Origin of the sequence: Klebsiella sp. 2019SCSN059 (assembly GCF_021739525.1) — a bacterium.
Taxonomy (GTDB): domain Bacteria; phylum Pseudomonadota; class Gammaproteobacteria; order Enterobacterales; family Enterobacteriaceae; genus Klebsiella; species Klebsiella quasipneumoniae.
Genome location: NZ_JAKKOM010000049.1, coordinates 1 through 23,702, shown reverse-complemented (window position 1 = coordinate 23,702; position 23,702 = coordinate 1). Strand labels below are relative to the sequence as shown.

The following is a 23,702-nucleotide window of genomic DNA, read 5'->3' as shown; positions in this document are numbered from 1 at the left end:
GAAAGCGTGCGTATTGCCTGAAAATCCAGCCAGCTACAGGGTCGTTCGCACGAAATCTTATTTATTCAACAAAGCCCATTGAAGGCGCCGGGGAAGGTCATGCAGACCACTCCCTCGGCAGCGACTTTAAGCGCATCTTCGACGGAAAAAACGGGGGTAGTATCGGGAACGGTATTGTCAAAGATACTGACCGTGCTGTCGACGCGTAACACAACGGGAACGCTGTTCAGCGCTTCACGATAATTCTTCAACATGCCGTACGTGACGAGCGCGCAATCCAGGCCGTGTTCCACCAGAGCAGGGAGCTGATTTATCGTATTATCAATACCATTTGTTTTCGTGGAAAAATAGTAGCCATCCAGCGCTAAGGTCACGGATTTACCATCTTTTGCGAATATTCTTGAGAGACGACGTTCTTTAGACATTTATTTACTCCTGAGATAAAAAACAAAAAAAAGCCCTCAGAGACTCGCGTCTCTGAGGGCTTTCTGTTCACATACCCTTTTGATAATGGTTCGGGAATCCAAAGCATTATCAATGCAATTTTTTAGCAAAGTGAGAAAGGTTTAACTTTTGTTTAAATTAAATCTGTTCTCTTGCGTGATTAAATAACTAACACACGCGATAACTTACTGTCCAGTTGGTGTCGTTGAAATGAGAGATTCATCACATCAATATGTTGTATAACGTGAAAAGTGCCGGGTTAAATACAGAAACCGAACCCTTAAAAAACCAGGCAATAACGCATCCTGACAAGGGGGAGAACGCCAGGCGTTTATTTCATCCGCATGAAGAACCCATCCATGCTCCTGCCTGCAGGTCGCCATCCACAAACGCGCATTTATTCCCGTCCGGATGGCGTACAAAAACGTTATAGCATCGTTGTCGGCATGGCGGTCTGTCCCCCGGAATGATTTCTTCCCGCCGCCCGGGCAAATTACTCGTCCGCTTTGTGCGCCCAGGCAGGCATCGCCGTCAGGTAACGTTTTGCCCGTTTCCGTGATTCCGCTACGCCCACCTTTTGCCAGGAGTCGAGAAAAGCCGCCAGACCGGATACGGCCTCTTCCCAGGATTTCAGATTACCGTCGCTGTCGCTGCAATACGCGCAATATTTATCGCTGGCCCCTTGCGCATCGGGTGCGGACATCGGCATTCCGCAGGCCTGGCAAAACCGTTCGTGCTGTGTCATAGAGCGCTCCTCCTGTCGTTGAGTTGTCTACTAAACATACAGAATTTACGCCTGGCGTTTAGCGTTTCAGATCAATAGATCCTGCCGTAACCGTTCTGGTGGATCTTCTGCCGGGGCGTGCGGGAGGGATAACGGGCAACGTACTCCGTATCGCGCAGCTATCGCCTCCCTTATTTCTTATTGATGCAATGGTTGATCGCAGGCCGCGAGGATGGATTCATGCATCGCTTCGGAAAGTGTTGGATGCGCGAAGATCATCGACAGGAGACTTTCATCTGTGGCCTCCAGGTGACGGGCGATGCCAAACCCCTGGATCAGTTCCGTGACCTGTGCGCCAACCATATGCGCGCCCAGCAACTCGCCGGTTTCAGCATCGAAAATCGTCTTCACAAAACCCTCTGTCTCGCCGCTGGCCAGCGCCTTACCATTATTCTGCCAGGAGAACTTACCGATCCTGACGGGCCGTCCCCTGGCCAGGGCCGTCGATTCCGTCAAGCCCAGACTGGCAACCTGGGGCCGGGCATACGTGCAACCGGGCACATAGTCGCGATCAAGCGGGTGGGCGCCTTCGACACCAGCCAGTGTCTCAACGCAGATCACGCCTTCGTGGCTGGCCTTGTGCGCCAGGCACGGCGGGCCGGCTACATCGCCGATGGCATACAGCCCGAATACGTTAGTGCGACAAGCGGTGTCCGTCTTGATAAAACCGCGGTCTAACTCGACGCCCAGCGTTTCCAGCCCCAGATCTTCAATATTCGGCTGTACGCCGACCGCCAGCAGCACACGTTCGACGTCCTGAGAATATTCGGCGCCGGTGTTTTTCATGGTGCAGCGCACCCCGCTCCCGGTGAGCTGTACTTGCGTCACCAGAGTCTGGGTATGGACCTGAATACCGCGTTTTTCGAATGACTTACGCACTGCTGCAGACACCTCGGCATCTTCCACTGGCAAAATCTGCGACGCTAGCTCGACCAGCGTCACCTTACAGCCCAGATCGTTATAAAGGCTGGCGAACTCGACGCCAATCGCCCCTGAACCGATGATTAATAGCGACCTGGGCAATAGCTTAGGCCGCAGCGCCTCGAAATAGGTCCAGATATATTCGCCATCTGGCGCGATGCCTGGTAATGCGCGTGGTCGGGCGCCCGTGGCCAGGATCACGTGATCGGCCCGGTAATCGCGCGTCTCCCCCCGGGCATCCTCGACCGTTATTTGCCCCTTGCCGCGCAGCCGCGCGGTGCCATCAATGACCTGCACGCCATTTTTCTTCAACAGGTACGCCACCCCGCCGGTGAGCTGTTGCGATACGGTACGGCTAAACTGCACCAGTTTCTGCAGATCGATGTTCACCTCACCCACGCTGATGCCCAGCTGACTGGCATGGGTGATACTGTGCGCGACCTCAGCGCCATGCAACAGCGCCTTGGTTGGAATGCATCCCCAGTTCAGGCAGATGCCGCCCAGATGTTGTTTTTCCACTAATGCGGTACGAAGCCCTAGCTGGCCGGCACGGATGGCGGCCACATATCCCCCAGGACCACCGCCGATGATCAGCACATCGTATTTATCGTGCATAGCTCGTCTCCTGGATAAACATCAAGGTTGGGGTTTCCGTCAGTCGCCTGAGTTCCCGGAGAAAAGCCGCACCTGCCGCGCCATCGATAACCCGGTGATCGCAGGATAGCGATACCGTCATTTGCTGGCGCGCGACGATTTGCCCGTCGCGTACTACCGCCCGCATTTCGCCGGCGCCAATGGCGAGGATTGCGCTTTGCGGTGGATTGATGATGGCGTCAAACTGCCGGACGCCGAGCATCCCCAGATTTGACACGCTAAAGGTCCCCCCCTGGAACTCTTCCGGCTTCAGCGTGCCCGCTTTGGCCCTGGTCACCAGCGAGTGAATTTCGTTCGATATGTCGCTAATTGATTTCCGGTTCGCCGAGCGAACAATAGGGGTAATTAGCCCGGCAGGCAGCGCAACGGCCACTGAAATGTCGGCATCCGCAAAGCGGCGGATACTTTGTGTCGCTTCATCAAACTGAATGTTGACGTCAGGCACGGCCACCAGCGCCAGGGCGCAGGCCTTCACCAGCAGGTCATTAACCGAAATCTTGACGCCGGGTACTTCGCGGTTAATTTCCTGACGTAGCGCTAACAGTCTTTCCAGATCGAGATCGACGCTCAAACGGAAATGGGGAGACTGTTGCTTGGACGTTTGCAGGCGAGAGGCGATAGCCCGGCGCATACCGGACATGGGGATGCTTTCATAGGGTACCGGGGTACTCTCCTGTACCGGGCTGGTCTGCGGGTGCTCGTCGAGTAACAACGCCGCGGCCAGCACATCATCGCGACTCACCCGGCCGCGTGAACCGCTGCTTCGGCAGTCATGCAAGTTGATACCCAGCTTGCCGGCCAGACGGCGCGCCAGCGGGGTGGCCGATACCTGGCTGTCATCGGCATGCGAGCGGGGCGCTTTGCTGCGACGAACAGGGGGCGTCGGAGAGGCCAGGCGACCGCCGGCGGCAAGGATCGCGCTTTCCAGATCAGAAACTGAGATACGATCCCCGCGCCCGCTGCCGCGGACTTTTTTCAGGTCGACACCCCAGCGGGCAGAGAGTCGTAACGCATGGGGCGTGGCATTAACCTGAGTCACATCGGTCACGCCTTGCAGACTGATGGGGATGTCGGTCTGCCCAACGGGGGGCTCGGGGCTGTTGGATGGCGGCGAAACAACGGAAGGTGGCTTAGCGCCTGCCTGTGCCGCTACGTCCGGCGCGGCAGCCTCCGTGCCAGGGGCTGCGGGTTTCGCCGTAGCCAGAGTGGCAGCGAATTCGTCCAGGTCAGCATCGCTGACCGAAGCGTCAGCCGCCAGGGCCAGCACGGCGCCTACCTGAAGCGTCTCACCCTCTCGGGCGAGTATCCGACGTAACGTACCGGCAAAGGGGGCCTCCAGCACATTGACGATTTTACTGGTTTCAATCTCACAGATTTCCTGCCCTGGGGTGAAGCTGTCACCCTCCTGGATTGCCCACCGAGCGAGCAAGCCTTCTTCCATGGAAAGCCCCCACTTTGGCATTTCAAGCGTCTTGATTTCGCTCATAGGTTAATCCTCCAGCACTTGACGGACGGCGGCTTCGATACGTTCTACGCCAGGGATCCAGAGTTTTTCGAGAGCAGGGGAGAACGGGACCGGCGTGTGTGGCGGCGTCACCAGCAGAACGGGCGCTTTGAGGAAATGGAATGCCTGGGACGCGATCAGCGCCGCGACATCATGCGCAAAACCGAAGCGTGCCGCGGATTCGTCGACAATCACTACCCGCCCCGTGGACGCCACCGATTCCAGAATCCCTTCCTCATCCAGCGGCGAAATGGTCCGCGGGTCGACCACCTCGACCGAGATCCCCTCTCTGGCCAGTTTGTCCGCCACCTGATTGGCTTTATGCACCATTGCCGACAACGCAATGATGGTGACGTCTTCTCCTTCGCGGGTATAGTTGGCTACACCTAGCGGGATGGTATAGCTCTCGTCCGGTACCTCGCCCTTGAGGTCGTACAGCATTTTATGCTCGCAGAAAACCACCGGGTCGTCGTCGCGAATTGACTGGATTAACAGACCTTTGACGTCATAAGGCGTCGAGGGCACCACCACCTTCAGCCCTGGCGTGGTGGCAAAGATATTATAGGGTGACTGTGAATGCTGGGCCGCGGCGGAAAACCCCGCGCCGATCATCCCTCGCATCACCAGCGGGGCTCTGGCTTTGCCACCAAACATGTAGCGGAACTTGGCCGCCTGGTTGTACAGCGCATCGTGACTCACGCCAAAAAAATCCATGAACATCAATTCCGCGACCGGCCGCAGACCCGTCGCTGCGGCGCCCGCCGCCATACCGATGATGGCCGACTCGGTAATGGGCGTGTCGATCACCCGACCGGAGCCGAACTGCGTCCACAGCCCTTTAGTGACGCCGAGCACACCGCCAAAGGCTTCTATCTTCGCCTCTTCGGGCGCATTTCCGCCATGACCGCCACGCAAATCTTCACCGATGAGCACCACGCGTTCATCGCGTTCCATTTCCTGAGCCAGGGCTTCCTTGACCGCTTCACGATAGGTTTTAATCGCCATAGTTATCACCCTCAGTATGAGACATAAACGTCTGTCAGCAGGTCTTCCGGAGCCGGATAGGCAGCGGCGCGGGCCTTCAATACCGCATCGTTGACAAGGGCTTCTACTTCCTCGTCAATCGCCGCCAGTTCTTCCGGGGTGATATGCTGTTTGACCTTAGCGGTGAAAATCTTCAGCGGATCATGTTGTTCACGCAGGCGTTGCACTTCACCTTCCGCGCGGTATAGCGCGGGATCCCCCTCAAAATGACCGTGCCAGCGGAAGGCTTTGGCCTCAATGACGCTTGGGCCACCGCCTTCTCGCGCACGTTTGACCGCCTCTGAAGTGGCCTCATAAACGGCAAAGAAATCGGTGCCATCAACGGTCACTGCCGGCAGGCCGAAGCCAGCGGCACGTCGGGCGATATCACGCCCACCCACGGCGTAGTCATGACCGGTCCCTTCGCCGTAACCGTTGTTCTCGAAAATAAAGACGGCCGGAAGCTGGAGCACGACGGCCATATTGATGGCTTCAAAGACCAGGCCCTGATTAGAACCCCCATCGCCCGTAAAAGAGACACCGACGTTGCCGGTTTTTAGCGTCTTTGCCGTTAGCGCGGCGCCGATGGCCAGGGGAGGGGCTCCCCCAACGATAGCGTTCGCTCCCAGCATTCCTTTCGACAGATCGGCAATGTGCATCGACCCACCCTTACCGCGACATAACCCGCTGTCCTTACCGAATATTTCGGCCATCATGCCGTGAATGTCACACCCTTTAGCAATACAGTGGCCATGTCCACGGTGTGTTGAACCAATAAAATCTGCGCTCGTTAAATTTTCGCAGACCCCCACCGCGATGGCCTCCTCACCGGTGTAAAGGTGAATGAAGCCGGGAATATCACCGCTGGTATTTTCCTGATGCAACCGCTCTTCAAAGGTCCTGATCTCCCGCATCTTGCGGTAAGCCTGCAATAACGCCTGTTTGCTGAGCATGATTTAATTCTCCTCAATAAAGGTCACCCAGGCGGGGCCAACAGACAGGGCGGATAACCCTGGCCACACCCATGCAATGAATCTACGAGCGGTTAAAGGGAGTGCGAAGCCACCTTCATGGGGGGGTAGGTGGGGGTTTTCATGCTTGAGGTCAAACTTTCTAAATTTTGTGTAGCTATAAAGTTTGGCGGCCCCATGTCATCCCGGGGGCTGGCGTACAATTGAAAAAAAACAAAGCGAGTAGATAACCACGGATGAAGCCATCGGATTTTGAAAGTCGCCAATCACCATCACTGGTCTCCGGGCCATTGCGGCTGACGCGAGGCTTGCCGCTAATCCTGACCAAATTCGTCCCGCCTCGCTCCTCGATACAATTGCTGGAGCGCCCCCGGCTTCTTCAGCTTCTCAATCCCGTTCAGCAGTGCCGGCTGGGCGTCGTTTGCGCCGGCGCTGGATTTGGCAAAACCACGCTGTTGGCGCAATGGCATCAGCAGATGGTCGCCCAGGGGGAACGTATCGCCTGGCTGAGCCTCGATGAGGATGATGATGACGTATGGCAGTTTATTCCTTACCTGCTGCAAGCATTGCGTCCACTCTATGCTGACTGGGACGCCGATTTCTGGCGTGATATGGAAGAACAGAAGCTCTCCAGCTCCGAGCAGCTGCTGGCCGGGCTCATTAACCAGCTACACTACTGCCCGCATGACATATACCTGATTATCGACGACTTCCACGTGATTAACGATCGTGGGGTCTATGAAGCGCTGGGGTATTTACTCAAGCATGCGCCTGCCGCCTTGCATCTGATCATTGGCAGCCGTTTCCACCCCAATCTTGCGCTGAGCCAGCTGCAGGCCCAGGACCAACTGGTGGAAATCTATGATCGAGACCTGCAATTCACGCTCGAAGAAACGAAACACTATTTTAGCCGCACGATTGCGTTACCCCTCAGCAACCACCATGCACAGCGGCTGCAGTCCGTGACTGAGGGCTGGATCGCAGGGATGAAGATCGCTTCATTGTCCGCAGAATTACAGCATGATCCCGAGCATCTGCTGCGCAATATGCATGGAGGAACACGGTCCATTGCCCGCTATCTTAAAGAGGTGGTCCTGGACCCGCTGCCGGAAGCGGTGCTTGATTTCCTGGTGAAAACGTCCTTCCTCAGTCGGTTAAATGCCGAACTATGCAATGCAGTGACAGGACGAGATGACAGCCAAGCAATGCTGGCATGGATTGAGCGACACAACCTTTTTTTGTCAGCCCTTGACGAACAAGGCTACTGGTTCCGCTACCATCCTCTGTTGCAGGAAAATCTTCGGACCATGCTGCAGCAGAACAACGCTATTAATCGCAAACAGCTACATGAATTAGCCAGTCATTGGTTCGTCGAACAGAAGCTGTGGTCTGAGGCGGTACGCCATGCGCTCAGCGCAGGCAAGCCGGTGCATAGCCCCGGGCAGGACGGCGCAAGCGCTCAGTCACTGGCGGAAGAAGGGGATATCGATACCCTGATCTCATGGATGCATCATTTACCGCCCAGCACCGATCCTTCGCGCATTGACCTGCAAATTAACCTGGCCTGGGCACTGGCGCATTATTTCCACTTTGATGAGTCGAGGCAGCTGCTTGATAACCTCGATCAGATGGTGCTTCATCTCCGTGATGATTTAACCCGCAGCACCTGGTGTAAATTGCGCGTTGTGCGGGCAATTTGCGAAGCCTTTGCTGAAAACATCCCGGAGAGTCTGGCTATTGTTCAGCCGTTGCTGGCCGAAGTGCCCTGCGGCGACACCTGGGTTGATGGTCTGATATGCAATATTCTCAGCTATTGCCATGTTGTTAACCAGCGCTATCACGACGCGCTGGAGGTTCAACAGCATATGCCCTCTCCGGAAAGTCCTTTAGATAATCTGTTTGTCTCGGTTTATCGCGCGTTTATCATTGCCCAGTGCCATCTTTGTCAGGGCGATCTGGGGAAAGCCGGGTGGTACGCAGAGAAAACGTTGCGCCAGGCTGAATGCTATACCGGCACCCAGTCGACCAGTGGCGCGACGCTGGCGCCGCTGCTGGCGGAGATAGCATATGAATGTCAGAGGGGTGACTCGCCCGAGCATCTGTTAGCCGACCGGCTCGAATTCATCGACCGATTCAGTCCACCCGACGCGCTGAGTCGTTGCTATACCTATCTCGCGCGTCAGGCCTTAGATAGCGATATGCCCTATGAGGCCGAGCGATTGCTGGAGCATGCGCAGCGCCTTGCGGTGTCTCGCGGCTGGCAACGGCTCCAGGCCATGATGTTAGCCGAGCAGGTGAGGGTGCGACTGCAGCGCGGCAATTTCACCGGCGCAGAGCAACTGCAACGGCAGCTTGAACAAATGGCCGCCAGCTTCAGAATGGATGCCGAACATCCCCGCCAACGCGCCATCGTTATGTCTGCATCCCTTAGCCGCAGCCGGCTTCTTCTCGCCAGAGGCCAGGCGCCGCAAGCCTGCATTTTACTGGCTGAGATGGTCTCCGATCAGGAAAGCCGGGGGGACAGGTTAACCGCAGCGCGTCTGCGTACGCTCTGGTCATTAGCCTTGTGGAACAGCGGCAAAACTGCCGCTGCGCGCACGACATTTCAGCCAGTGCTGCATCTGGCTGAACAACAGCATCTCAAGGGCCTCTTTCTTGACGCTGGCGATACCTTGCAACCTTTGCTTGCCGGTATGAATGAAACCTCTTCGGCTTGTACAGAGGAAGGGATAGTCCATGAACCCTGGGCAGACAAGCGTGCGCCTGCAGACAGAACACCGCTAAATAGTGGAAGCCCCGATATTCATGGGGAACTCAGCGAGCGAGAATTTCAGATATTACAGCTGATCGCTGAAGGTCAGATGAACAAAGAAATTGCTCGCTCCCTCGCTATTTCTGCCGAGACGGTCAAATGGCACATCAAAAATATCTACGCGAAGCTTAAAGTGAATAGTCGCACTCAAGCGATGAGCCGGGCGCTGGAGATGAAATTACTGGATTAACGGATTGAACAGGGGGGCAGTTTTGATGTCCTTGCTCAGCGATAAGTGCGTTGAGTTTAAGGGGGCGACGCAAGGGGAAAGCAACCCTGGTGTAAACCCAGAGAGGCTTTTATCTTGATGTAGAGTGGTACTGTTTTCCGGGAGGAGATCAGTTCTTCATGTCCTGAAATTTCATGAAAGCCATTGCTGTGGCAACACCTAAAACCAATGTTATTTCCAATAAGGAAAACCTTTTTTATTTGTTATTTTCATTTTTCATCGTCCTTTTTATTTTCACGTAATTGTTAATCAGCAATAATAAAAAAGTGACCAATATTATCTCTGAAATTAAAAAACCATTTTTCAGTTATGAACACACACCTTAGGTTGAACTTTAAGTCACCATTGAATTAGTTAAAATTAATATAATAACTGTATGTTATTGTTACCACTCTATCCATACACTGTATAACAAACCATATCCCACAAATCTAAATTATTAGATAGAATAGACTATCTGCTTTAAATCTTTCTATGTAAAAAAATAATTGTAATAATTCCATTAAAAATCAGAGGGTTAATGCATGAATGCTGCGTACTGGAGTAGAAGAAAACAGAATGATGATGATAACTACCCTGTAAAAGAATTCAATTCAAATACTGAAGACAGCCAGTACCAAAGAGATAGAGCAAGAGTTATTCATTCGGCAGCATTTAGACGATTACAAACTAAGACGCAAGTATTAGGACTCGGAGAAAATGATTTTTACCGGACACGATTAACACATTCTTTAGAGGTAGCACAGATAGGCTCTGCCATTTGTGAAAGATTACATGAAAAGTATACGACAGATGAACTCATTAGAGCGTGGATTCCATCCTTAAGCCTGATTGAGGCTATTGGTTTGAGTCATGATATAGGTCACCCTCCTTTCGGTCATGGTGGTGAAGTAGCACTTAACTATTCCATGATTGATTCAGGTGGATTTGAAGGCAACGGACAGACCCTAAGAATTGTTAGTCGCCTTGCCGAATACTCACCAAATCATGGCATGGATTTGACTCGAAGAACCCTTTTAGGACTGGTAAAATATCCGGCTCCATATAGCGAAGTAAGAAACTATAATCAAAAGGAAATATCCAAAACTATTCTTCCCTTAAATTTGGATAACTGGCACCCCCCAAAATGTTATCTTGATGATGAAAAAAGTTTACTTGATTGGATTTTTAAAGAAATCCCTAAAAAAGACATTGAGATGTTTTCAACTATTAAATTTGTTGAGGGCAATCATCATGAAACAATTTTCAAATCATTCGACACGACAATTATGGAGCTTGCAGATGATATTTCATATGGAGTTCATGATTTAGAAGACGGTATAGCATTAGGTCTCATAACTAAAAGCATGTGGGAAAGTGATATTACCCCAATAATTTTAACTCATAATAATAATCAATTGGCAAAAAACATTGATTTCTATAATGCAAATCTCTTCGATGGCTCTAATAAAGAAAGAAAACACGCAATAAGTAAGTTAGTAGGATATTTTATTTCATCTATATACGTTGAAAGGAATGATGTTTTCGACACACCACTTTTAATGCTAAAAGCTACCCAAGATAATGACAGTATGAGCATATTGAAAGCGTTAAAAAAATTCGTCATGAATCGGGTAATAAAAACACCAGAAGTTCAGGTTTTAGAATATAAAGGTCAACAAATCATATTGAAGATATTTGAAGTCTTACGTGAAAATCCTAACCGACTGCTTCCAAAAAACACACTCAGTGCTTATAAAAATGCTGAAAATAAAAACAGAGTTTTATGCGACTATATATCTGGAATGACTGACAGTTATGCAACAAAACTGTACCACAAATTATTCACACCCGATATCGGTTCAATTTTTGATAGGTTGTAGATAAAAATAAAAAATTACAACAAGGATAAAGAATGAAGATTGACAACATACAACTACACTCTTTCTTACGCTCACAGAATATAACGTATTTTCATCACGCAAATACTGTAGCAACTGCAATATCTTTTATTAGGAATGGGGGGCTAGTTTCAAGAAGTGATATTGAAAGACTTGGAGCATTTCAAACGATGCAGGAATCCGACCCGGAAGATAAGCAATATGACGTCTGGGGAGATGTGTTTTTGGACACAGTGGACCTTCATGGTTATTTCCCGAGACAAAACCTATATGGTCCTGTTTTGTTCAAGTTTAATATGGATTTTCTACTTCATGAAAATTTAGATATATGGATAACAAAAACAAACCCAATGTTTTGGGTCCCAAACATGTCAAGTAATGAAAGATATTTCCAAGGCATGTCTGACATTTTACTGAACTGGAATAATTTTGAACGCCAACGCAAAATGATAACAATACGAAAACCATATCACCCAGTACTATTTAAGTACTTGGAGGAAATAGTTCTTGATGATCCCAGCGTTCAAATTTATGACGAAACCGTACTTTATGATGTAGCACATACATTGTTAAGTATAGAATTGAACAATGTTCAATTGCCTTTAACACTATTAACAAAAAGACGTTGTGGCGGGTGTTTTTGCCAAGATAATTACCTAAAACAATTAACTATAGAGAAGTTAATAAGTTTATTTTTAGCACCACAACATAAGCATTGGAGAAACTAGACTTGCGATATTTAAATAACATTTAAAAATTTTCCACCTCACCCTCTGGGGCTTGTTCAACAGTTGACCGACCTAAAAGCGAGTTTTAGGCCGGTTCACCGTTCGGATGTGAAAAAAATGATTAGAACTTAGTTTTGTTTGATCTCCTCCCTGAAAACAGTGCCAGGCTAAACTGAAGTCTCCGGTCTTTCTTCCATCTCACAGAGAGGCACATCGCCATGAAAAAGACCAGCTATACCGAAGAACAGATAGCACTGCACTGCATTTTGGCCAGGGTCAAAACCCTGGAAATCTCGAAAAGTGCGTGGAACTAAAACGGGTGCGCTTACACAATGTCAAAAAATATATTTGAATTTTTATATATGAAAGAAGCAAAGCTTCACTCTACGTCTTGTATGGACAGCGAGATAATCTAGAGTAACCTTCTATATCAGGAAGCCCTGAAGACATTCACAGGGCACATTCTGTTAGAGTTAATATTAAGCTGGAGGTAGCGCCCAAAGTTCTTCAAGGTTCACATCGTCGCTGCTGGGTCGATGCTGTTTCAGCAGCGGTTCAATTTTCAATATCATTGGAAGATCAAAAGCGGTTCCAGTGACTACGCAGCAGCCCTTGGCTAGAGTCGGTATGAGAGCCTTAGAACTGGAATCTAACGTGCTAATTGTATTATCTAATAGCATAAGGTCGCGATCGTTAACCAATCGGTGTATGAAGAAATTGTGAATCTGGGAAACAATAGTAGGTGAAATGTCTGCAGGCCGCTGACTAGATAGTGTGAGGTATACGCCATACTTGCGTCCCTCCTTAATTATTTCTTCAAAGAGTTCAAGCCGGTAGTCTTTCCAGATTTCATGCTCACGGGTGGACTGCTCTGACAAAATATTGTGTGCCTCATCAATGATAAGATGCAGAGTCCGGCTTGGAGGGCTTTTAAGATTCTCTGCATCTTTATGATTTGTGTAGAAATTTTTGGCTACAAGCAGTGGCAAGATCTTTTTTATCTCATTCTTGCATTTCTTTAAAGATATGACATGTAAGAGATGCGGAGGCTGTGGCACATCAACGATTTCAAGAACATTACGCAGAGCCGATATAGATGACTTGGCCCTAGCTAGCACCGGTTGAATGTGTTCGTATTGGGCATAGCCAAATACAACATCTGAACAGAGTTGGAGGTAGCACCGCAATATTAGTTCGTCGAATTGATCAATTCCATCTAAATTAACACTCTCATCAATAATGGGTTTGATATTCGCGTCAAATCCATTGCCATTTGAATTATAGTACGTGCCGCTGGTATGCTTAAAATACTTATCTTTATTGTAATAAATAATTCCTTTTAAATGATCTTGAAGCAATTCGCAGTCAATCATGCGTGCAATTTCACGACTCAAATCCAAAGCATCTGATTTCGCTTCACCTGTACTAAAAACTTTTTCAAAAACCTTTTCTACATACCTTTTGAGTGGCGTAGTTTTAAATTTTCCCTTACCAGATAGAACGCGACGCAGAAATGGCTGTTGTGTGTTCGTAGTTGCCTGAAACAAGAGGCTTAGGGTTTCGATATCCCAAAAATGAGCACCTTCAATCTTGAATTTGTGCTTTGCTTTTTTAGAGTCCAGCACTGTGATTTGCTTATTCTTAGCTGGTAGTAGCTGATCTTCCGTGTATTCACCATTAAAATCTATGATAACGAACTGGCTCTTGTGCTGTAATGCTTGGAGTCGCTCATTAAAAAGTGTAGTATAAAGTTTAGCTAGCGTATTAGATTTACCACTCCCGGTGTTACCAAATATGCCCAAATGGCTGTTGAATAATCGCATCCATGGGAGGTTGATGGGTACATTCTCCTTGAGCATGGAGCCAATAAAAAAGCCTGTTTTACCGTCCGCCCCATAAATTTTCCCTACCATAAGTTCGCTGAGTAGAGATGCCTTGTCTCGGATCATCGGCATGTACTTCACACCTTCAAAAAACTTATCATCTACTATATAACCAATGGGGCGAACATCCACTTTTCGTACATATTGGATCTTCTCGGCATCAGTCTCTAGCTTTTTCTCATCCAAAAATTCACCTTCAACAAGACAGACAATATCTATAAAGCCTCGCTGAATAGATACGTGCTCCCGAAGTGAAATACCTCTGTACTTAACTCCTCCGTAAAAAATAGTCTCATGATTGGAGTCTTCAAAAATTCGAAGGGAGATACGCACTCCACTCACTGCAATGACCTCACCTACGATGATACTCATATCAGATCCTCCTCTTCAGCTTTTAATGGAGGCTCATAAGTGTCTGGCGTGAGTGAGAAAACATATTTATTGAAATTGGTGAAGTCCATATTCATATCTTCAGCGGGCCCAATTACTTGGACGTTTTTCCAAGATTTGAATTCTTCCCGCATGCTATTTGCACTATTGTTGCTATAACAACAAATAAAAGTATGAAGTTGTGGGTTGGAGAGGGAGCGTTGGATAAGTCTGAGAATGTGTTCATCAGCAAACGAAAAGCCAAACGTTATGAGTATAGAATTTGGTTTTTCAAGCTCATAGCTTAATAGCCTGAGCATCTGGTAGTAGTGTTCTTCGAAGACAGTTTCGTAAAACTTCCACTTAGTGGGGTTGACAATAGGTAGCTTATTGTACTCCCCCCAGAAAATATCTATCTGGTCTTGATTGAATGCCAAGGATGGAATGCCTTCGGTTCTGTTGCCATCGACACCAAGAAATTCGGAATATCCATTTAAATTTCCGAGTGTCTCTTCTGTCAAAAGGTTACTAAAATCATTGCGGTAATTGACTTCAATCTTATCACCGCTTTTTGACCAGTAAACCGAACCGTGAAGATGGATAATATTTAGCTGCGGGATGCCATAGTTGCTTCGTTCAAATACTCCAGTATGACAATGAAAAGTACTGAAGTTTTTGGAATGAAGATGCTTTGTGTGAAAACCGGAGGTACCATCATTCACCACAAAATCATGTGATCCCTTCATGAGAAGGCTGTCAGCTGTATGGGACAGGCATCCATCATAGTTTGTGGTAAAAATATTGATTTTGCGGTTGAGGTCTTTCCTTCTATCCAACAACCCCAAAAGGGTTGTTAAAAAAATCTCATAATTCTTGAGATTTTCTTTTCCTTTATTCGTTGTAACGAAACTTGGATTGAATGTCTGCACTGGAAAAATACATGTGTTGTAGTAGTGCATGAATAACGCGGTTCGCTTCTCTGGCGAGTTTTCAAACTGTGTGGCGAGCGTCTCGATCGTTTCTCGCCGTCCCTCTGCATTCTTGATGGCTAGGGACAGCGTCGGGAACAAGTCTGCTGAAGCGCCTGAGCCAATCAGTATGTTGATGTTCTTATTGTATATATCCAGTGGCTGGATAGCCTCAAACATACTTACCTCCCTTATTTAGTTTTGTTGAAAATAGCATCGAAGTGTAGGCAGGCCAAGCTTCGGCTTTTGCACAAATTTTGTAGCAATGTTCACTACTACTCTGATTTTTCGACTATTGTAGCGGATGGCATATATTGGCCTCATACCGGCCTAAACATCCAGACTGACAATAATCTTTTTCGAGGCTGTCTTTCAAAACATTAAGCTCGTAATAATCAATTCCTTCGTAAAGTACTAGTATAATCCGTATACCACTGCATCATCTCTCTTCGCCCTTCCAGATACTACGCATGGTTATACGTCCCACGAATCGCATTCTTATCAACGTGAGCCAGCTGGGTTTCAATCCCTGCCGTATTGAACCCTTTCTCATGCAAAATCGTACTCATCGTCTTACGGGGATCATTACGCCTTGGGAATACCAGTGGATATTGCCCAGTCATCACTTTGAGCTGCTGTACGATTTCCAGCGCTTGGGTAGATAGGGGGACAAGGTGAGGCCGTTTCATCTTCATACGCTCTGCGGGGATTTCCCACACCGCTTTTTCAAGATCAAATTCACTCCAGAAAGCACCTCGGAGCTCGCCTGTACGAACTCCCGTAAGGATCAGCAAACGTGCGGCAAGAACAACTAACGGGCCGCCTGTATAGCCAGAGAGAGCTTTAAAGAAGTCTGTTAACTCCTCAACGGTAAGGAAGGGATAATGCTTCGATTCATGCCCTGTCATCGCACTGGTTAGATCCGCTGCAGGGTTATATTCCGCACGACCGGTAACGATGGCGTAGCGAAAGACTTCGCTGCGGCGCTGGCGAACCTTCTTAGCCTTCTCTGTCGCGCCACGGCTTTCCATTCGACGTAGCACATTCAGTAGAACTAGCGGTTTGATTTCATTCACAGGCTGCTGGCCGATATAGGGGAAAATATATTTATTGAAAGCTTCAATAATGTCAGAGGCATAGCCTTCTGATCATCGGCTCACCTTCGTTCCGTGCCATTCAATCGCCACCGCCTGAAACGTGTTGTTGAGCCGCACATCGCGAACCAGCTTTTCTTCTTTCTTGGCGAAAGACGGATCGATGCCCTCGGCCAGCTTTTTCTTGGCTTCATCACGTAATGCCCTCGCTTGTGCAAGGGACACTGCCGGATAGACCCCAAAAGCCATACGCTTCTCTTTTCCATTGAAGCGATATTTCATCTACCAGTATCGGGAACCAGAGGGAACGACTTCAAGATACAAACCAGCACCCTCTGCCAGCTTGTAGGCTTTCTCTCTGGGTTTAGCGGCGTCTACCTGTCGTACATTTAGCTTCATTGGGGGCATCTACCTGGACCGAACACAGAATGCCACCACTTATGCCCCCAATAGGTGCTTGATTTCGGTTGAATCCAGTGGATAACGGAAGATAAGAACCGGGCTACAAAGCGCAATATTCTTGGGTTTAATAGATTTCGGTTTACTTGGAAAGCGTTTGAAATGGTGCCGATAATAGGAGTCGAACCTACGACCTTCGCATTACGAATGCGCTGCTCTACCAACTGAGCTATATCGGCCCTGCAAGAGGTGTTCACGAGCGTGAATCACGAGGCAAAAGGTTAGAACTTAGCGGGCGATGCGTCAATAGTCAGTGGAATCAACTGCCTATTTTTGCATCGCCCGTTCTCATTTACGCACGAATGGTATCGTCGCCGAAACCAATCCACTTATAGGTGGTTAACGCTTCCAGCCCCATCGGGCCGCGGGCGTGCAGCTTCTGGGTGCTGACCGCCACCTCCGCGCCGAGGCCGAACTGGCCGCCGTCGGTGAAGCGGGTGGAGGCGTTCACGTAGACCGCGGAAGAGTCCACTTCATTGATAAAGCGGTTGGCGTTACGCAGGGTACGGGTCAGGATGGCGTCGGAGTGCTGGGTGCCATGCTCGCGGATATGGGCGATAGCCTCATCCATATCGGCCACCACTTTGACGTTCAGATCCAGCGACAGATACTCGTCGTCATACTGCTCCGCTTTCACCGGCTCGACCTTCGCTGGGCCGTTTTGCAGCGCGGGCAGGGCGGAGGGGGCGGCGTGCAGGGTGACGCCGCTCTCGGCCATCTGCTTGCTTAACGCCGGCAGGAAGGTGTCGGCGATGTTGCGGTGTACCAGCAGCGTTTCCACGGTATTGCAGGTGCTCGGCCGCTGGGTCTTGGCGTTGACGATGATCTTCAGCGCAGGGGCGATCTCGGCGGTTTCATCAACGAAGATATGGCACACGCCAATCCCACCGGTGATCACCGGGATCGTTGACTGCTCGCGGCACAGCTTGTGCAGGCCCGCGCCGCCGCGGGGGATCAGCATATCGATGTATTTATCCATCTTCAGCATTTCCCCCACCAGCGCGCGATCCGGGCTCTCGATAGCCTGTACCGCGGCGGCCGGCAGACCGCACTCCTGCAGCGCCTGCTGGATCACCTTCACCGTGGCGGCGTTGGTGCGCCAGGTCTCTTTCCCGCCGCGCAGGATCGCCGCGTTACCGGTTTTCAGACACAGGGAGGCGACGTCGACCGTCACGTTGGGACGCGCTTCATAAATCACGCCAATCACCCCCAGCGGGACGCGGCGACGTTCAATACGCAGACCGCTGTCCAGCAGCCCGCCGTCGATCACCTGGCCGACCGGGTCGGCCAGATTGCACACCTGGCGCACATCGCTGGCGATGCCGCTCAGACGCGCCGGGGTCAGCGCAAGGCGATCGAGCATCGCTTCACTCAGACCATTGGCGCGAGCTTCCGCTAAATCTTCCGCGTTGGCGCGCAGAATATCGTCGGTCTGCGCTTCCAGATAATCGGCGATCTTTTCCAGTACCTGGTTCTTTTCCCGGCTGGAGAGTAACGCCAGCTGCCAGGAGGCCGCTTTGGCGGCAATGCCCATTTGTTCCAGCATTTTCAGCTCCTTAACGGATGATCATATCATCGCGGTGGACGGCCACCGGGCCGTATTCATAGCCCAGAATGGCATCGATTTGCTGCGAGTGCTGGCCGGCGATAAGGCGCAGCGCGTCGCTGTTGTAGCGGCTGACGCCGTGCGCGATATCGCGTCCTTCGCTATTGCGGATGCGGATCACTTCGCCGCGGGAGAAGTTGCCGCTGACGATTTTGATGCCTTTTGGCAGCAGCGAGCTGCCTCGTTCGAGGATCGCCTGGGTCGCGCCCGCATCGACGGTCAGTTCACCGGCCGGCGGGGCGCCGAAGATCCAGCGCTTACGGTTCTCCAGCGGAGACTCCTGCGCGTGGAAGCAGGTGCCTACCGGCAGACCTTCCATCGCGTGGCCGATGACGTCCGGGCGGTTGCCGGCGGCGATAATAGTATCAATCCCCGCGCGGCAGGCGACGTCCGCGGCCTGCAGCTTGGTGCCCATGCCGCCGGTGCCGAGTCCGGAGACGCTGTCGCCGGCGATGGCGCGCAGCGCGTCGTCGATGCCGTAGACGTCTTTAATCAGCTCCGCCTGCGGGTTGCTGCGCGGGTCGGCGGTGAACAGACCAGGCTGGTCGGTTAACAGCAGCAGCTTATCCGCCCCGGCGAGGATCGCGGCCAGCGCGGAGAGATTGTCGTTATCGCCCACTTTGATTTCCGCGGTGGCGACGGCGTCATTTTCGTTAATGACCGGGACGATGCTGTTATCCAGCAGGGCGCGCAGGGTGTCGCGGGCGTTGAGGAACCGTTCTCTGTCTTCCATGTCGGCGCGGGTCAGCAGCATCTGGCCAACGTGAATGCCATAGATAGAAAACAGCTGTTCCCACAGCTGGATCAGACGGCTTTGTCCCACCGCCGCCAGCAGCTGCTTGGAGGCGATGGTGGCGGGCAGTTCCGGGTAACCAAGGTGCTCGCGCCCGGCGGCAATGGCCCCGGAGGTCACGATGACAATACGGTGTCCCATGGCGTGCAGCTGTGCGCACTGGCGCACGAGCTCGACGATATGGGCGCGGTTCAGGCGACGGGACCCGCCTGTTAAAACACTGGTGCCCAGTTTTACCACCAGCGTCTGGCTTTCACTCATGATTCTCTGCCGTTCAAAAGGAATATCGATATCGAGCTGATGTTGTAGCAGGAGTCGGCCCGCTTGCCAACACCCGGGGCGGCGGGCGCGCCATTTTATTGCGCGGGATCGGGCATTCTGGAGAGGGAGTATGACAAAAATATGTCAGATACATTTAAATACGCTTTTTTATAAAAAGTTCCACCTTGTCATAAATATTTAATCTCCCGGCGTTAAAAAACCTCCTGTTTTTGATGGGCGAGCGCCCGCAATTGAATAGCGCGTATAAATAAATCACCAGGACTGAATAATGAAAAAGAGTACTCTGGCATTAATGATGATGGGCTTTGTGGCTTCAACGGCGACGCAGGCAGCGGAAGTTTATAATAAGAACGCGAACAAGCTGGATGTGTACGGCAAGATCAAAGCCATGCATTACTTCAGCGACTATGACAGCAAGGATGGCGATCAGACCTACGTGCGTTTCGGTATTAAAGGCGAAACGCAGATTAACGAAGACCTGACCGGCTATGGCCGTTGGGAATCTGAATTCTCCGGTAACAAAACCGAGAGCGACTCCAGCCAGAAGACTCGTCTGGCGTTTGCCGGGCTGAAGCTGAAGAACTACGGCTCCTTCGACTACGGTCGTAACCTTGGCGCTCTGTACGACGTGGAAGCCTGGACCGATATGTTCCCGGAATTCGGCGGCGATTCCTCTGCTCAGACCGATAACTTTATGACCAAGCGCGCCAGCGGTCTGGCGACCTACCGCAACACCGACTTCTTCGGTCTGGTGGATGGCCTGGATATGACCCTGCAGTACCAGGGTAAAAACGAAGGTCGTGAAGCGAAGAAACAGAACGGCGACGGCGTTGGGACCTCGTTAAGCTATGACTTCGGCGGCAGCGACTTCGCCGTCAGCGCGGCCTACACCAGCTCCGACCGTACCAACGATCAGAACCTGCTGGCTCGCGGTCAGGGTTCGAAAGCGGAAGCCTGGGCGACCGGCCTGAAATATGACGCCAACAACATCTATCTGGCGACCATGTACTCTGAAACCCGTAAGATGACCCCGATCAGCGGCGGCTTTGCCAACAAAGCGCAGAACTTTGAAGCGGTGGCGCAGTATCAGTTCGACTTCGGTCTGCGTCCGTCCCTCGGCTATGTGCTGTCGAAAGGGAAGGATATCGAAGGGGTGGGGAGCGAAGATCTGGTTAACTACATTGACGTGGGCCTGACCTACTACTTCAACAAAAACATGAACGCCTTCGTGGATTACAAAATCAACCAGCTGAAAAGCGATAACAAACTCGGCATCAACGATGACGACATCGTCGCGCTGGGCATGACCTACCAGTTCTGATCAACTTCAGAACCACCCGCCGCAGCCCAGGCTGCGGCTTTTTTTTAGCGGCGGTTCTTCGCCAGATGCAGGGTGTCGCTGTTCATGGTGATCTGCGCGTTATACTCCTTCGGCAGACGACGCGCCTGATAGAACGCCGACTCCCAGTAAGGGTTGTCCAGCGAAGAGCGCATCACGCCCTGGCTGCTCGAGGCGTGAAGGAAATTATGATCGGTATCGTAAAAGCCGACGTGCATGCCGGCTCGGGTGCGGAAGAAGACCAGATCGCCGGGACGTAAATCACGCTTATCGACCCGCACGCCCATGTGCAGCAGCTCGCGGGTGGTGATCCGCTCCATCGGCAGGTTAAAGCGATCCTTCAGCGTGCGCCAGACGAAACCCGAGCAGTCGACGCCGCTTTGTTCAGTCCCGCCCCATTCATAGGGGGTTCCCTGCCAGGTGTGCATCTGGTCATGCAGGGCCGCCACCACCGGGATCAGATCGTCCGATCCGCCGTCAATGGTCATATCCGCATGAGATTTTGTGTGTTTTGCCTGTTTCGGTGAGGAGGAGCATCCTGCCAACAACAAAAAAGGAATTAACAAGAGAGCATGCTTCAGTTTTGGCTTCATATCGTTATTTTCGAAGTAGCAAGCAGACTGCTTTGTTTTATAGCCGATTAAAAAGAACGGCTAAATAAGTTGATGCCGCCTTTACGTTTATTTACGATTAAAAATAAACAACGATGGGATGGATCAGCCATAAAGGGCAGTTGTCACTTCGCAACAGCCTGTGCCAGGATTCTGTCATCAACATCTCACGAGGCATTCCATGACGCATAACGCCATCGCCACCGAGACTTTACCCGGCGCCGCTTTCGACGCTGGGTGGATGACGTCTGCGCCTCATTATTGCTTCGCCACGCTCTGCCCACCGCCTCCCCCTCCAGACCGGGTTGTTTTCGGCGCTTAACGCCATCTTTCCAGGCGCTTACCTGCCGGTATGACGCTTGATACCTTGTGTTTGACGTTCGGGAGCATGCTATGCACGTTCGCTATTCTCTGCTCGCCTCGCAGGCGACAACGGCCACCTTTGTGCTGCTGTGGGGCAGCGCGGCCATTTTTACCCGCTGGGGACTGGACTACGCCTCGCCGATGGCGCTGCTGGTCTTTCGTTTTCTGATTGCCCTGGTCGCGCTGGCGCCGCTGGCCATCGTCCGTCGGCGCTGGCTGCCCGCGCCGGGCACTCGCCTTCAGACAGCGGCCACCGGCCTGATGCTGATTGGCGGCTATTCGGTCTGTTACTTCGAGGCGATGGCCAACGGCGTGACGCCGGGGCTTATCGCCACCATCATGGGGATCCAGCCCATCCTTACGCTTTGCGTGGTGGAGCGCCGCCTGCAGGGGCGGCGGCTGTTGGGGCTGCTGATTGCCCTGGCGGGGCTGGTGTTGCTGGTGTGGCGCAGCCTGGCGGCGTCGCCCATGGCGATGACAGGGATCCTGTTTGCGCTGGCGGCTCTGCTGCTGATGACCTTTGGCGCGCTGTGGCAAAAGCGCAGCCGTCAGTCGCCGGCGGATGTCCTGCCGCTGCAGTATGCCGTTAGTCTGGGGCTGTGCCTGTTGATCGCCCCGGTCAGCGGCTTCCGGTTTACCGTTAACGCCGGGTTGATTATTCCGGTGCTGTTTCTCGGGCTGCTGATTTCGGTGGTCGCCCAACTGCTGCTGTACCGTCTGCTGAGCGCGGGGAATATCGTCAATGTCACCAGCCTCTTTTATCTGGTGCCAGCGATCACGGCGCTGCTGGATTATCTGCTGCTGGGCAATCGGCTGCCGGCGGCGGCGATGGTCGGTATGGTGGCGATCGCCGGCGGGATCGTGCTGGTGTTCCGCACCGGCAAGGTCCGCGCCGGCTGACGGTGAGCCGGGCGCGGTGGCGTCCGGTTCATTTTCCTGTCATCTTTTTTACGCATGCTCCCGGCAGCTTATTTTGACCAGTAAGGGAAGGTACCATGGGCAACACGCTGACGATTTTCGATCTCGATAACACCCTGATACAGGGCGATAGCAGTACGATCTGGAGCCAGTTTATGGTTCGCGAAGGGCTGGCGACGCAGAAGGGGTATCTTGCCCGCGAGGCGCGGCTGATGGCGGATTATGACCGGGGAGAGATGAATATCGCCGATTATGTGGCCCTGATCCAGGCGCCGCTGGCCGGAATACCGAAATCGGACGTAGACGCGCTGGTGGCCCGATGCGTGCGTGAGGCGATCCTGCCCCGGGTCTATCCGCAGGCGTGGGAACTCATTCGTCGTCTGCGGGCCGAGGGGGAGCAGATGCTGATTATCTCCGCCTCGGTTAGTCTGCTGGTGCAGGCGGTGGCCGCCGCGCTGGAGATTGAGCAGGCGCTGGGCATTGACGTGGCGATGGTCGACGGCGGCTACAGCGGGGAGATTGCCGGGATCCCCAGCTATCAGCAGGGAAAGGTGGCGCGTCTGGCGCAGTGGCGCGAGGCGCATCCGCAGTATGACGGCGAGGTGACTTTTTACACCGATTCCATTAACGATCTGCCGCTGTGCCTGCATGCGGATCGCGTGCGGCTGGTCAATCCCTGTCCGCAGCTGCAGGCGGCCGGTGCCGGATATGGCTGGCCGGTGCTGAGCTGGCGGCTGGAATAGCGGAGCGGATAAATGCTTCTGCGGGTTCAGTTGTTGTCGGCTGGGCAAGGCGTGAGCCGCTATCCGGCATAAAGGCGGCTTCGTACTGGCGGTCATTGCCCGGCGGCGCTGCGCTTGCGCGGGCCTACAGACTGAGCTGGCGGTTGGAATAGCGGAGCGGATAAATGTTTCTGCGGGTTCAGTTGTTGTCGGCCGGGCAAGGCGTGAGCCGCTATCCGGCATAAAGGCGGCTTCGTGCCGGCGGTCATTGCCCGGCGGCGCTGCGCTTGCGCGGGCCTACAGACTGAGCTGGCGGCTGGAATAGCGGAGCGGATAAATGTTTCT

16 protein-coding genes, 1 tRNA gene and 2 pseudogenes are annotated in these 23,702 nt (G+C 52.0%); 6 read left to right on the top strand and 13 right to left on the bottom strand.

Annotated elements, in window-relative coordinates:
* Positions 1–77 precede the first annotated feature (77 nt).
* The 6 genes and pseudogenes from L2I46_RS27115 to L2I46_RS27090 form a co-directional block, all read right to left on the bottom strand.
* Positions 78–425: pseudogene (locus L2I46_RS27115) on the bottom strand (class I fructose-bisphosphate aldolase); the annotation flags it as partial.
* Between the two features lie 512 nt (positions 426–937).
* The gene (locus L2I46_RS27110) at positions 938–1,189 is read right to left on the bottom strand and encodes a zinc ribbon domain-containing protein (RefSeq protein WP_023288528.1); all 252 of its coding nucleotides are present in this window, start codon (positions 1,187–1,189) and stop codon (positions 938–940) included.
* Between the two features lie 177 nt (positions 1,190–1,366).
* Complete coding sequence (gene lpdA / locus L2I46_RS27105; RefSeq protein WP_072420880.1) at positions 1,367–2,764, bottom strand: dihydrolipoyl dehydrogenase; 1,398 nt, start codon at positions 2,762–2,764, stop codon at positions 1,367–1,369.
* Positions 2,754–4,289 carry a 2-oxo acid dehydrogenase subunit E2 gene (locus L2I46_RS27100; RefSeq protein WP_072420879.1) on the bottom strand — a complete coding sequence of 512 codons (1,536 nt, stop codon included), beginning with the start codon at positions 4,287–4,289 and terminating at the stop codon, positions 2,754–2,756. The genes lpdA and L2I46_RS27100 overlap by 11 nt, the downstream gene beginning before the upstream one ends.
* 3 nt (positions 4,290–4,292) lie before the next feature.
* Entirely contained in the window at positions 4,293–5,312 is a 1,020-nt protein-coding gene (locus L2I46_RS27095) for an alpha-ketoacid dehydrogenase subunit beta (protein ID WP_085551913.1), read from the bottom strand.
* Between the two features lie 11 nt (positions 5,313–5,323).
* Positions 5,324–6,283 carry a thiamine pyrophosphate-dependent dehydrogenase E1 component subunit alpha gene (locus tag L2I46_RS27090; RefSeq protein WP_072422525.1) on the bottom strand — a complete coding sequence of 320 codons (960 nt, stop codon included), beginning with the start codon at positions 6,281–6,283 and terminating at the stop codon, positions 5,324–5,326.
* A gap of 254 nt (positions 6,284–6,537) precedes the next feature.
* Here L2I46_RS27090 and L2I46_RS27085 point away from each other — a divergent pair, with 254 nt between their 5' ends.
* The 3 genes from L2I46_RS27085 to L2I46_RS27075 all read left to right on the top strand — a co-directional run bounded on the left by L2I46_RS27085 (position 6,538) and on the right by L2I46_RS27075 (position 11,950).
* Positions 6,538–9,303, top strand: a complete 2,766-nt coding sequence (locus L2I46_RS27085; RefSeq protein ID WP_336886848.1) for a LuxR C-terminal-related transcriptional regulator — start codon at positions 6,538–6,540, stop codon at positions 9,301–9,303.
* A gap of 563 nt (positions 9,304–9,866) precedes the next feature.
* Positions 9,867–11,204 (top strand): anti-phage deoxyguanosine triphosphatase, encoded by a 1,338-nt coding sequence (locus tag L2I46_RS27080; protein ID WP_236948348.1) that lies wholly within the window; start codon positions 9,867–9,869, stop codon positions 11,202–11,204.
* 32 nt (positions 11,205–11,236) lie between these two features.
* The gene (locus tag L2I46_RS27075; RefSeq protein WP_142991176.1) at positions 11,237–11,950 is read left to right on the top strand and encodes a hypothetical protein; all 714 of its coding nucleotides are present in this window, start codon (positions 11,237–11,239) and stop codon (positions 11,948–11,950) included.
* 479 nt (positions 11,951–12,429) lie between these two features.
* Here L2I46_RS27075 and L2I46_RS27070 read toward each other — a convergent pair whose 3' ends face one another.
* From L2I46_RS27070 to proB, 6 genes and pseudogenes are all read right to left on the bottom strand, one after another.
* A complete protein-coding gene (locus L2I46_RS27070; protein ID WP_236948347.1) occupies positions 12,430–14,205 on the bottom strand; it encodes an ATP-binding protein in 1,776 nt (591 codons plus the stop codon).
* Positions 14,202–15,350, bottom strand: coding sequence for an SIR2 family protein (locus L2I46_RS27065; protein WP_236948346.1), 1,149 nt, complete (start codon positions 15,348–15,350; stop codon positions 14,202–14,204). Before L2I46_RS27065 ends, L2I46_RS27070 begins: the two co-directional genes overlap by 4 nt.
* A 215-nt stretch (positions 15,351–15,565) precedes the next feature.
* Positions 15,566–16,663, bottom strand: a pseudogene (locus L2I46_RS27060) (tyrosine-type recombinase/integrase).
* A gap of 163 nt (positions 16,664–16,826) precedes the next feature.
* Positions 16,827–16,902 (bottom strand) — tRNA-Thr (locus tag L2I46_RS27055).
* A 113-nt stretch (positions 16,903–17,015) separates the two neighbouring features.
* The gene (gene proA, locus L2I46_RS27050) at positions 17,016–18,269 is read right to left on the bottom strand and encodes a glutamate-5-semialdehyde dehydrogenase (RefSeq protein ID WP_004147253.1); all 1,254 of its coding nucleotides are present in this window, start codon (positions 18,267–18,269) and stop codon (positions 17,016–17,018) included.
* A 10-nt stretch (positions 18,270–18,279) separates the two neighbouring features.
* Positions 18,280–19,383 (bottom strand): glutamate 5-kinase, encoded by a 1,104-nt coding sequence (gene proB / locus L2I46_RS27045; protein WP_008805306.1) that lies wholly within the window; start codon positions 19,381–19,383, stop codon positions 18,280–18,282.
* 289 nt (positions 19,384–19,672) lie between these two features.
* On the opposite strand from proB, the gene phoE reads away from it, so the two are divergent.
* Positions 19,673–20,725, top strand: a complete 1,053-nt coding sequence (gene phoE / locus L2I46_RS27040) for a phosphoporin PhoE (RefSeq protein WP_023288537.1) — start codon at positions 19,673–19,675, stop codon at positions 20,723–20,725.
* A gap of 44 nt (positions 20,726–20,769) precedes the next feature.
* Here phoE and L2I46_RS27035 read toward each other — a convergent pair whose 3' ends face one another.
* The gene (locus L2I46_RS27035; protein ID WP_032426068.1) at positions 20,770–21,336 is read right to left on the bottom strand and encodes a C40 family peptidase; all 567 of its coding nucleotides are present in this window, start codon (positions 21,334–21,336) and stop codon (positions 20,770–20,772) included.
* 411 nt (positions 21,337–21,747) lie between these two features.
* Between L2I46_RS27035 and L2I46_RS27030 the strand changes: the two genes are divergently transcribed.
* Positions 21,748–22,617: a DMT family transporter gene (locus tag L2I46_RS27030; protein WP_105490900.1), complete on the top strand. Its 870-nt coding sequence runs from the start codon at positions 21,748–21,750 to the stop codon at positions 22,615–22,617.
* 95 nt (positions 22,618–22,712) lie between these two features.
* On the top strand, positions 22,713–23,378 hold the full coding sequence (locus L2I46_RS27025) for an HAD family hydrolase (protein WP_023288539.1): 666 nt from the start codon (positions 22,713–22,715) through the stop codon (positions 23,376–23,378).
* Positions 23,379–23,702: the final 324 nt, after the last annotated feature.